At 56.3% G+C, this 12,018-nt stretch carries 9 protein-coding genes and 1 tRNA gene; 6 read left to right on the top strand and 4 right to left on the bottom strand.

All coding sequences use genetic code 11. The features are described 5' to 3' along the window. The first annotated feature begins 7 nt into the window (after positions 1–7). Complete coding sequence (locus tag NHH03_RS20435; RefSeq protein ID WP_253159114.1) at positions 8–1,246, top strand: M16 family metallopeptidase; 1,239 nt, start codon at positions 8–10, stop codon at positions 1,244–1,246. A gap of 14 nt (positions 1,247–1,260) precedes the next feature. Here the strand turns inward: NHH03_RS20435 and NHH03_RS20440 are convergent, their stop codons facing one another. The 4 genes from NHH03_RS20440 to NHH03_RS20455 form a co-directional block, all read right to left on the bottom strand. Further along, a complete protein-coding gene (locus tag NHH03_RS20440; protein WP_253159116.1) occupies positions 1,261–3,252 on the bottom strand; it encodes an acyltransferase family protein in 1,992 nt (663 codons plus the stop codon). Positions 3,253–3,255: 3 nt separating this feature from the next. Continuing rightward, positions 3,256–4,581: an alkaline phosphatase family protein gene (locus NHH03_RS20445; RefSeq protein WP_253159118.1), complete on the bottom strand. Its 1,326-nt coding sequence runs from the start codon at positions 4,579–4,581 to the stop codon at positions 3,256–3,258. 156 nt (positions 4,582–4,737) lie between these two features. Further along, on the bottom strand, positions 4,738–6,447 hold the full coding sequence (locus tag NHH03_RS20450) for a sodium-dependent transporter (RefSeq protein ID WP_253159120.1): 1,710 nt from the start codon (positions 6,445–6,447) through the stop codon (positions 4,738–4,740). A gap of 435 nt (positions 6,448–6,882) precedes the next feature. Further along, positions 6,883–6,955 (bottom strand) — tRNA-Phe (locus NHH03_RS20455). Positions 6,956–6,993: 38 nt separating this feature from the next. Here NHH03_RS20455 and NHH03_RS20460 point away from each other — a divergent pair. The 5 genes from NHH03_RS20460 (at position 6,994) to NHH03_RS20480 (ending at position 11,862) form a co-directional block, all read left to right on the top strand. Beyond that, positions 6,994–8,796 carry a hypothetical protein gene (locus NHH03_RS20460; RefSeq protein WP_253159122.1) on the top strand — a complete coding sequence of 601 codons (1,803 nt, stop codon included), beginning with the start codon at positions 6,994–6,996 and terminating at the stop codon, positions 8,794–8,796. Positions 8,797–8,798: 2 nt separating this feature from the next. Beyond that, the gene (locus NHH03_RS20465) at positions 8,799–9,737 is read left to right on the top strand and encodes a hypothetical protein (protein ID WP_253159124.1); all 939 of its coding nucleotides are present in this window, start codon (positions 8,799–8,801) and stop codon (positions 9,735–9,737) included. Positions 9,738–9,828: 91 nt separating this feature from the next. Continuing rightward, positions 9,829–10,485, top strand: coding sequence for a MotA/TolQ/ExbB proton channel family protein (locus tag NHH03_RS20470; RefSeq protein WP_253159126.1), 657 nt, complete (start codon positions 9,829–9,831; stop codon positions 10,483–10,485). Between the two features lie 6 nt (positions 10,486–10,491). After that, positions 10,492–10,980: an ExbD/TolR family protein gene (locus tag NHH03_RS20475; protein ID WP_253159128.1), complete on the top strand. Its 489-nt coding sequence runs from the start codon at positions 10,492–10,494 to the stop codon at positions 10,978–10,980. 117 nt (positions 10,981–11,097) lie between these two features. Beyond that, entirely contained in the window at positions 11,098–11,862 is a 765-nt protein-coding gene (locus NHH03_RS20480; RefSeq protein ID WP_253159130.1) for a biopolymer transporter ExbD, read from the top strand. The last annotated feature ends 156 nt before the right edge of the window (positions 11,863–12,018 follow it).

The raw sequence follows: 12,018 nt of genomic DNA on the forward strand, positions 1-12,018 counted from the left end.
AACAAATATGCCTGAATTCAAACACGCTACGCTTTCGAGCGGTCTGCGGATCGTTGCCGAAACAGACTCCCGCAGCTACTCGATGTCGCTCGGGTATTTCGTCCGCGCCGGTGCACGCAACGAGCTTGACCCGCAATCAGGGCTCAGCCATTTCCTGGAACACATGATGTTCAAAGGAACGGCACGTCGCAGCGCCGAAGACGTCAACCGCGAACTGGACGAACTCGGTGGCCAGTCCAACGCGTACACCTCGGAAGAGCAAACCGTCTATTACGCAACGGTGCTGCCCAAATTCCAAGACCGAATCGTTGATCTGTTGACCGACATGATGTCACCGGAATTGGACGAAAGCGAATTTGAGACCGAGCGCAAAGTGATTTTGGAAGAGATCGCCAAGTACGAAGATCAGCCGCCGTTTGGCGGGTTCGAACGCGCGATGGAGATTCATTTTTCACCGCGTGGACTAGGCCGCCGCGTGTTGGGGACCAGCGAATCGATCGAAGCCATGACGGCCGCGCGAATGAAGGACTACTTTCGCTCGCGCTATCGTCCCGAAAACATCGTGCTCGCTGCGACCGGCAACGTCGACTTTGATTCATTGGTCGCCGAAATCGAACAGCGGACGGCGCACTGGTCGGATCGCTGTGCGAGCGAGTCGTTGTCCCCGGATGATCTGGATCGCCTGCCCGAAGGCATCGAAATGAATCCTCGAGTCGCGATCCCGGATGCCGCTCAAGCCTATTTGATTCGAATCGCCGAGGGTCCCACCTCGGGCAGCAAGCAGCGCTACGCCGCCCGTCTATTGGCATCGGTTTTGGGTGATGAGGGCGGCAGTCGGTTGTTCTGGGAATTGATCGACACCGGTCGCGCCGAAGTCGCGACCTGCTGGCCGCAGGAGTTCAGTGACCAAGGTGCCTGGTTCACCTACCTGGTCTGTGCCCCAGACGACATGCAATCCAATCGTCGGTTCGTTGACCAGATCATCCAGCAAATCGTCGATGATGGTGTGAAGCCCGATGAACTGAGCCAAGCGATCAACAAGACCACCGCCGGCTACATCATGCAGAGCGAACGGCCGAGCAATCGCCTGTTCAGCGTCGGCAGTCGTTTCCTGATGCACAACGACTACGTCGACCTGGACCAGTCATTGGCCAATATCCGCGCGGTCGATCAAGCCGCGATCGCTGAGATCGCTCAGCGCTATCTGGGGACCGATGCGACAGAAGTCTTGGCGACCGCTGAGTGAAACGCGGTGATCAGTCACTGCAGGATTTGATCAAACACCCGCGAGAATGTTTCGCCGGCCCGTTGGGCGCCAAATTCAGTCAGGTGATCGTCGTCGAGATACAAACACTCGTTGCCGATCAATACCAGTGCGGTCGATTCGGATTCGTACAGCGGTTGCAAATCCAAGTACTGGACGTTTGGAATCGATCGCGCGAGTCGGCGAACCAGCGCGGTTGAATCGCGAATCTTGGGACTGAGGGCGCGTGGCAGGTACTGGTTTTCCTGGGTCGGAGCGATGCCGCTGGATGCCAGGTAGTCGATGGCATTTTGGTCACCGATTCGCAATTCCGGAGTGGCACCGATCAGCAACACCTGGTCACTATTGTCGGCGACAAATTGAATAAACTCCGGCAATCGCTCGGGGTCACGCCACGACCAGCGCATCGCGACAATCGTCAGCTTTGGTTTCCATCGCCGTAGTTGTTTAATTCGGGCCATGTCATAGCGTTGTTTGTTCGACAGACCCTTTGAGTCCAGATCGGCTGCATCGACAGAGTATTCAAGGGGGACCGGATCCATCCCGTTGATCGCCCACACGGCGAGCGATTGATCGCGTTGGCGGATTTGATCGGCGATCAGGTGCGCCCACATGGTGGCATGGGAATCGCCAAACAAAACCACCTGTGGCGACCCATCGGTGCCCAGCAAGATGCCGTGCTCGATGCCAGCGTCGCTGGCGCCGTCGCGTTGTGGCACGCGAACATCAGCCATGATCTGTTGGTACCACTGACCGGAAGTGTCTGTTTTCACTGCGTTGTAGTAACTGCCGTACCAAACCGGCGTGGCAAACAGATCGCGATCGATGGTCGGTGTCGGCCGTGGGAACAGCCCCAAAATTGCCACTGCTGCTACGACGGCAAACCCCGCGGCGATCCAGCGGACCACACCTGGTCGACGACGTGTCGGTTGTTCGATCAAGTGGTACGACGCCATCGCCGCGACAAATCCGGCCAGCCCAACCGACCACGGTGAAAAATAGAATCCGGCAAGATCGTTGATCACAATCAGGGGCCAATGCCACATGTACCAGGAATAGGAAATGCAACCGACGTAGACCAGTGCCGGTAACGCCAACCAGCGTGAGGGATGGTTGGGTGGGACGGCTGGACCCGATTGATCTGAACCGGATTGATCATTGGTCAACATCAGAATCGTGCCCACCACGACAGTGATCATGCCAATCATCGAGGATTGGTTGTGTGTTGAGAAAAAATAGGGCGTGATGATCATCGCCAGCGCCACAGCGCCAGCCACATTGCCGGACAGCAATCCGCGAACGTCCAGATCAGCAGCGGTTTTAGGGCGCTGGCTAGGCGGGCGACTGACGATCGATGCCAGGATTCCGCCACCTGTCAGTTCCCAGGCTCGCGTGGGCAGCAAGTAAAACGCTGCCGGCTGGCTGACCGCCGAGACGATCGAATAGGCCAGGCCACTGATCACCGCCAGCGCGATCAAGAACCCTGTCATCCGCTGCGGCCAATAGCGGTGAACCAACGCCAGCAACAAGGGATAGATCAGATAGAACTGTTCTTCGACCGACAGTGACCATAGATGCAACAGGCTGGTGCTGGATGCCGCGGGGCCCCAATAGTCGCCCAGCGTGCTGAGCACAAAAAAATTGAACACCGACAGCAGCGACGCCAAGGACTGTTTGGCTACAAAAACAAATTGGGCCTGAGTGAACCAGATCCAGGCGCTCAGCAAACAGAACGCAACGACAGCCAAGATCACCGGTGCCAATCGACGCAGGCGGCGAAGAAAGAAGTCCCGCATGCGAAATTTTTCGTTGGCCAGATCTCGCAGCAGAACGCGTGTGATCAGATAACCCGAAATCACAAAGAACACGTCGACGCCTAGGTAGCCGCCGGGTAACAGCGCCGGGTTCAAATGAAACAGGACCACCGGAACAATGGCAATCGCCCGCAACCCATCGATGGCCGGGCGGTATTCCAGTGCCGCACGCATCGCCTAGGTCAACAACGCGCGAACGTACGCTGCGAACTCTCGCATGTCGGTCGGCAGCGGGCCGGCTGTAGCGGGGCCGATCACCAACGGTCCGTCGTCCGGATCGACGTGTAATCCGTGGCTACCACGGACCAGCGTGGCATCGAGGGGGATGACGTCCATTTTGTACCGCATGCCGAGCTTCTTTTGCATCAACCGGGCCGCAGCGCGCAGTTTGCTGGTGAGAAACAATTCGCAAGGGTCGTAGCCGGGTTTGCGATGGATGTCGACCGTGCGAGCAAAATCAGGTGCCAGCTGGTCGTCGTCCCAGTAGTAATAGCTGAACCAGGCATCCGAATCGGCCAACGCGATCAGTTCTCCGCTGCGTGGATGATCCAATTCCAATTCGCCGGGTTCAAACACACCGCCGACGCCGGGGATCGATTCCAGCGTCGATCGGACCATCGGTTTTAGATCGGGATCGGCGACATAAACATGCGCCAGTTGATGATCGCACACGGCAAAGGATTTGGATTCGCCGGGCATCAAAATTTCGCCGAACGGACCACGACGGACCGACAGCAGGCCCTGCTTGCGCAATTCTCGATTGAGATACACCGGACGGCTGACCGGAACCAGACCATATTCCGAAACGACAACCACCTGCGCACCGATGTCATCGGCGGCGGCGACAATGGTTCCCACACATTGGTCGACTTCGGCAACCCGCTGCGGATCTTGTTCTGGCAACCGTTGGAAGTCGTAATCTAGGTGGGGCAGATAGGCGAGCGTGATCTGTGGCTTTTTTTCACGCAGCACCGTGGCCGTCGCATCGGCAATCCAGCGGCTGCATGGAAGTCCCGCGCCGGGGCCCCAGAAACTGAAAAACGGAAACGGCCCGTGACGCTGGGTTAGCTGGCACCCGGTGTGATCGAGCACGTCAAAGACTTTGCTGCCGTCGCAGCCGTAATGCGGCTTGGGCGTGCAGCTGTACCGCGCGGTCGACGATTGATTGAACCACCAAAACATTTTGGCGGTTTCATAGTCGTCATAAAATGCGGGACCCTGAACAAGCGATCGGGCCTGTTGCCAGAAACGTATTTCTTGGGTGTCACGAAAATACCATCCGTTGCCAACGATACCGTGCTGGCCGGGCGACATTCCCGTCAGCATGGTGGCTTGGGAAACACAGGTGACCGCCGGCAACGGGCTGGTCCACGGCGCAAAATTTTCGCAGCCGCTCTTTAATTGATCAGGCGTTGGGTTTCCCGCCAACGATCGGATCGTCGGTGCGTGAGCCAGCAATCGTGGCGTCAGCCCGACAACATTGATGACACAAACCGGTTTCATGATTTGGCATCGTCATCCGGGGCCGGCGGCAATGTTAGCACGCGGTAGAGGCAAAAAACGAGCAGCGAAATGACCGATCCGACCGAGGCGGTCATCACAATCCAACCAGCAAAATTCATATGCAAAGTTTCCGTTGATGGGTATCCGGACGGGCGTTCAACCGATGTTGTCAAACCGACCTTGTTTGATCCAACGCTTTCCAGCCAAGTGAACCATCAGCGTCAGGAACGCGATCGTTCCGCCAATGAACAACAGGGACATGAAAATCACGTCATCGTTGGCAATTTTTGACAGATAGCCCGGCGTTCGCTCCCCGGTTTCGGCGTTGACCTTGTCCAGCACATTGTTCCAAATGAAGCTGACGAAAATCACGCTCAAGTAGACCGGCACAACGTATTTCAGCATGTACTGAACGACCGTTGGAATCTTCATGAAAGACCCGACCTCTGATTCCACTGCGGCGCGCTTGATGCCAAACACCCAGCCGTACATCACGGCCTGGATCATCGCCAGCAAGAAAATCAGGAAAGTTCCCACCCAGAAATCGAAGGTATCTAACGCTTTCATCTCGGCGCTGAAGTACAGCACAAATCCGCTGCCGCACAGGGCGATGAAACCCAGCATCGAAACCGACGCATGACGTTTTAGCCCAAATCCTTCTTCGAAAAATGCAATCACCGGCTGCAGCATCGACAGGCTGCTTGTGATGGCGGCTAGGAACAGCATGAAGAACCACAGGAATCCAAAGAACTGGCCGCCCCATGGCATTTGGGCGAACACATTGGGCAGGGCAATGAATCCGAGTCCAAACGTGCCTTGCTCACCGGCGCTGGCACCCAAAAAGATGAACGCCGCCGGCAACGTGATCAATCCGCCCAGACAGACTTCGAAGAACTCGTTCATGCTACACGCGGTCAATCCGCTCAGCACCACGTCGTCTTTCTTTTTCAAATAGCTGGAGTAATTGATGATCACTCCGAAGCCGACCGACAGCGAGAAAAAGATCTGTCCGGAGGCTGCCAACCAGGTCTCGGGGTTGAACAGTGCCGAAAAGTCAGGGTTCCACATGAATCCCAGACCCGCGTTGACCTTTTCCGCCGGCAGCGTCAACACGCGGAACAAGACACACAACGCACAGATCACCATCAATGGGATCGCAATGCGGCAAAACGTTTCGATCCCCTTGGCGACGCCGCGGTAAATCAGGATGAAGTTCAGGACGAACGTGAAACCAACGTAGTACAGCAGGTTGGTGCTGCCGCCCAGTACCGCGCCGTCTTTGCCAGTGCCGACCAGGCCATCAAAAAAGGAAGTGTAGGCTTCCGAATCCGCCCCCTGCATCAACGTTCCATTGGCATAGGCAACCGCATAGGCCAGGCACCAGGCTTCGATCAGCACGTAATACATGTAGATCACCAGCGGGATCAACAATGCCGGAACAGCCAAGTAGCGGGCTTTGGGTGTTCGGCAGACCACGCTAAAGATGCCCGGTGCCGAATTGAACCCTCGCAGACCGCCGAATCGACCCATCGTCCATTCGGCCCAGCACAGCGGAATCCCAAGGATCAGCAGCGAGATGAAGTAGGGCAGCAAGAAGGCGCCACCCCCATTGGCCGCGGCTTGGCCCGGAAAACGCAAAAAGTTTCCCAGTCCGACCGCCGAACCGGCGACCGCCAAAATCACTCCCAGTCGCGTGCCCCATTGCTCGCCACCGGAATGCTGATCACCACCGGATTGCTGGGGTGAACCGGGGTCGGAATTTGATGGGACCCCAGAGTCTTGCGTCCCAGAGTCTTGAGTCCCAGCAGATGGGGGATTGGGAGCGGCGGCAGGGCGATTGGATGGATCGTCAGATGAATTTCCCACGTTTTTCCAGTCATTGGTGCGGAGCGAGCAGTCCAGTCGTGCGGCCAGTTTACCGCCACCAATCGTTTTTGTCGTGGCGGATGTGGCTGTGCGAACGCGTTGCGAATTCAGAAACCGCGTTTTCCATCGGGGCGGCGCAGCGAATGCGTCCGAGAATCACGGAGTGAAAGAAGTGGGCGTCCGAACGGCGGAACTTTTTCAAAAAAACCGTAAATCGCTGTTCAGCATCGCGCGAGAAGATCGCCTAAAGAATTGCAACGCGATTCATTTTGGGTGAATCAAGTCAGCTGCACAGAAAATTTCTCGGACAGAATCTCTGAAAGACGCATTTTGCAACCGAGTGCGATGGGCAACAATTCCGACCTTGTTGGAATACTGCCTGGCAGATTCCCCCGGAAAGAACATGAATTTCTTTGGGGGGGCGAGCGAAAAGAGTGGTCAGGGCCGGGCTCGAACCGGCGACACCGGCCTTTTCAGGGCCGTGCTCTACCAACTGAGCTACCTGACCCGTTGGAAGGTTCATTCGAACTTTTGGGATAGTAGGGTATGATGCCGTGCCTCGTCAATTGGTTCATCGCAAACGATGCCAGCGAACATCGAAAGTTCAACTCTCATAAACGAATCAAACCGATCATGAGCGATCGACAGACTTTACCGGCTGTACGGCCAACTCCGCAGAAATCCGTGCCGAATGCGACTGGCAACCGGTTGCCGGTCGTTTCCTTGGCCCCGTCACCAGGCCGGGCAGCAATTTTTTCTGTTTTGTTGACTTGGCTGATCGCCGGCCCGGTGCTGGCCTACACGCCGGACGATCCGGTGGTGGTCCAGATGGTCGATCGGGGATTGCGATTCTTGGAGAAGGAGGCCGGTAAATCTCCAGGCGAAGAGGTGATTTGTGCCTACGCGCATTTCAAAGTCGAACACGACGAATCCAACCCGGTCGTGGCGCAGGGAATCAGGCAAGCGAAAAAATTTGCCGCCGATCTAAGCGTCCGACCCTCCAGCAAGGGGCACTACGAAGCGACCGTGTCGGTGTTGTTGCTGGCGGCAATTAGCCCCGACCGATTTCGTTCGGAATTGACAACGTTCCAGCGCTACTTCGATGAACACCAAATGCCACATGGTGGGTTCGGGTACCCCGGCGAAAAACTCGGCGACGTTTCCCAAACCCAGTATGTGATGCTGGCGATTTGGACGCTTGACCGGGCCGGTTTCAAATTGAAATACGAACGGGTTGTCGCTGCGGTGCAGTGGCTGTTGCGGGTTCAGGACGTGAACGGTCCCTGGCCCTACCACGGCAAAGTACCGCCCGGCAACCAGTTGATTACCCAGGAAAAAACCAGCCTTTCGATGGCCGTCGCTGGCGGCAGTAGCGTGCTGATCGGCGGCGACGCATTGCGGGTTTGGGGTGAATCGGTCTTGGATGATGACTCCGGAATCGTCGGGCTTCCCAAAGCGATCAAGTTGTACAAGGAAGACCTCAATGCCAATCGACGGAAGACGGCCAAGTTGCCCAAAGAGCCGATTTTGCGTGCGGTTGATGGCATGGACCGATGGCGTCAGGCCAACGCCGCCAATGATGCCGGTTTGAAATACTGGTATTTCTATATCGTCTACACGATTGAACGCTACGAGAGTTTTCTGGAGATCGCCAAAGGCCAGCCGGCCGACCAAAGTCCGGCATGGTACAACCAAATCGTGGGCGAACTGAAATCTCTGCAGACCGAAGAAGGGGGATGGACGAGTCCGACGGCCCACACATCACCACCGGTCAGCACCGCGTTTGCCATCCTGTTCCTGATTCGCAGCACCCAGAAATCGCTGGGCAGCGGTGCGAGTGCGACGACAATTGGTGGTCGCGAGTTCGGCGCCGACGTTAGCGATGCGAAACTGCAAGGCGGCAAGGCGACACAAAACGCCCCGGCGCAATCGGTCACCGGAATGTTGGACTTGTTGGAATCCGACGGAGCCGACGCGCTGGATGGCAAGGCGCTGGCCGACAACGCGGTGCTGCCGACCGATCCGGTCAAACGCGCCGCCCAATTAGACCGGCTGGAACGATTGGTCCGCGGCAGCAAGTCCTGGCAAGCCCGGCGGGTATCGGCCAAGCTGCTGGGCATGAGTGACGAACTGCGTGTCGTCCCGGCGCTGATTTTTGCGCTCAGTGACCCCGATGAAAGCGTTCGGCAATACGCTCGCGATGGGCTACGATTTATCAGCCGCAAATTTGAAGGTTTCGGAATGCCGGACGATCCCAACAACACTGAACTTCGTAATGCCCAGCGGCAATGGAAGCAGTGGTACACGACGATGCGGCCCGGATACCAATTTTTGGACGGAGACAACTAGCGATGGCAACGGTCAGCGAACAAGAAAAAGGATCGTCGTCGAAAGCTGCGGCGGACGATGATCGCATGGACGAACGCGGTGCCGAGCGAGCCAAATTGCGGATCAGCCGCTTTGATTCGCTGACGTCGTTGTTCCTGGCCCTGATTTTGTTTCTCGGGGCGTTCGTTTTCATGATGTTTGTCGTCTGGTTACTCAGTGGCGAACCGAAACCGTTGGCGTTGGCGCCGATCATCGAAAATCCGGCCGGTCGCGGTGAAAACCCCGAGGGGTTCGAGCGTGACTTTGAACCGCCGGGAGCCGAGGAGGTGGAGGATCTGATGGAGCCCACCTTGGCCGACACGATCGAAGCGGTGACCGACGCGGTCAGCAGTGTGGCGGCCTCGTTGACGACCTCGGACACCAATGCCGCTGCATCAACCGCCGGAACCGGTGCCGGTGACAGCCGCCCACCCGGTCCCAAGGGCGAAGGCGACGATATCATCGGCCGCTGGGAGCGTTGGGAGCTGACGTTTAACGCCAAAGGCAAAAAAGATTACGCCCAACAACTGGATTTTTACAAAATTGAATTGGCCGCATTCGGCGGCGGCGGAGCCAATGTCATCGAGATGGCATCGAATCTGGCCGGATCGCCGAAGAAAACGGTCAACACCGACCCACCGACTGAAAAACGACTGTACTTTTCTTGGAAGCTTTCCAATCCGCTGTTGCAATTTGACCGTCAACTGTTGGCGGCCGCCGGGATTCAGTACGCCGGGCGAAACGTGATTCGTTTCATCCCCGCCGAATTGGAAAACCTGTTGGCCAACATGGAAAAAGAATACGCCGAAAGCAAAGGCAAAAAGTTTCCCCACGACATTGCCAAAACGGTGTTCGAAAGCACCTCCAACGGCAGTGGTTTTGAGTTCAAAATTGTCAGCCAACGGTACCGCAAAGGCCGCTGAGCCGGCGACACCCACGACCTAACAGATGCCTTTGGCATCGCGTCCCCGTTTACAACTAATCCACCTTATCCAACCCTCTGGAAGGACACGAATGTCAATGCTGTTTGCGTATTCTCTGTTCAATATGATCGCCGATGCGACCTATTTCGCACTGGCCGCGGTGGCGCTTTGGGGGTTGTATTGCATCGTCGTGGTTTGGAATCGTGTGGCACAAAAACGATTCAAGACCGAAGAACAGCAAGATCAATTCATGGACGACGTGGAGCAGATGCTGACCGCCGGTGATTTCGAAGGCACCTTGGACTACTGCCAAGGCGACACGCGAGCGGTGCCGCAAATGATCGAGTTGGCCGTTAGCAATCGCGAACTCGGGTACAAGCGATCGCGAAAACTGATGATGGACCGATTCCAACGCGACGTGATGAGCGACCTGGAATATCGGCTCAGCTGGGTCAGCACCGTGATCAAAAGCGCTCCGATGATCGGGTTGTTCGGAACCGTTTTCGGGATGATGGGGGCGTTTAAGACGTTGGCCACCGCCGAAACCGTCGAACCGAGTGCACTGGCCGGTGACATTCAAGTCGCCTTGGTCACGACCGCCAGCGGTTTGGCGATCGCCATTCCGCTGATGATCTTGGTCGCCAACGTCAACATTCGAATCGCCAAGATGGAAGACTTGGTCGGTTCCGGACTCGGTCGCTTCTTTGACGCTTACAAAGCCGGACTGGCCCGCACCGGAGGCCAATAACCCGTCATGAGCAGTGTGATCGAAGACCTTTCCGAAGACGAGGAAGATGACTTCCAATTGCCACGTAAGAAACGTGACGATGACGAGATGGACATCACGCCGATGATCGACATCACGTTCTTGTTGCTGATTTTTTTCGTCGTCTGTTCCAAGATGGACCCGACGCAGATGGGCAAGATCCCCGAGGCGACCAACGGTGTCGCAATCAGCGCCAAAGAATCGGCGGTGGTGTTCATTGAAGCCGCCGGCAAAGACAAGGTGGTGCTCAAACGAATCGACGGATCAGAATTCAGCAGCGACGAGGAAACTCAGACTTCCGAATTGATCGAATACATCAGCAAGGAACTCAAAAGCACACTCGGCGATGAGAAAAACCATGTGATGATCATGGGGGATGCCGAGATCACGGTCGGCGAAGTCACGCGGGTGCAAAAGATCATTGGCGATGCATTCGAGGACATCACTTCCACTTATATTGCGGTGAAAGAACAGTGAATCGACGCGATGGATGCGGCGACCATTGCAGGATTCCATCATGTCAAAGTGATCGAATCGGAAATCATTTGAAAATCGTTGCACTCGATAGTTGTTGTACCAAAGTATTTTTAACGCATGTCGATTCCAGTTACCTGTCCCCAATGCGGCGCTACCAACAAAGTCAACGATCGGTTGGCCGGTCGTCGCGTGCGCTGTCCCGAATGCGATACCGCAGTGCACGTGCCGGAGTGGGATGTCGATGCCCAACCGCCAGCACTGCCCGAGAGCGAATCGGTTGACTCCGAACCGATGGAAGTCGTTGCGGTCGAAGCCGAACCGGTGGATGCCATCGCGGTTGATCCCGAAACGCCCGCTGACACCGGATCGACCAGTCCGGTCGCTGGATTGGAACCCGAGCCGTTTGATATCGGCGACGATGATGATGACGACGATGACGAACCGGCACTGGTCCGAACCAAACGCGAAGACGAAGAATTGGATATGACGCCGATGGTCGACGTCACCTTCCTGCTGCTGATCTTCTTTATGGTGACGGCGGCATTCAGTTTGCAAAAATCGATCGAGATGCCGCGTCAACAAACTGACGCCCCGAGTACGACGGTGGTGGAAGAAGAGGAAGACGAACTGGAGATGACCGAGGTTCAAGTCGACGAATTCGGATCGTTCTTGGTTTTGGCTCCGGAATGGCAAGAGGAAACACCCGGGAAACAGAATCTGACCACCGCACTCAAACGGGCGATCGAAGGCAGTAGCGGAATGCGACTGGTGATTAAAGTTCACGAAATGTGCAAACTACAATTCCTAGTCGACGCGATGGATGCGGGCACGATCGCCGGATTCGCTGAAACACAGGTCACGCAAGTCGAAGAATTCGATTAGCAACGCCTTGGTTTCGCATCCCACGCTCTGGAGACACGCCAATGTCTGTCGCACACGCCCTCGGTGAGACGGCAATTCGAAGATTCCAGATTCGGTCATCAGCGTTTGACCCTAAACAGCAACGCCCAAAAAACTAGTCACCCAATTCACTCTTCC

It is taken from the genome of Stieleria tagensis, assembly GCF_024129865.1.
Classification (GTDB): domain Bacteria; phylum Planctomycetota; class Planctomycetia; order Pirellulales; family Pirellulaceae; genus Stieleria; species Stieleria tagensis.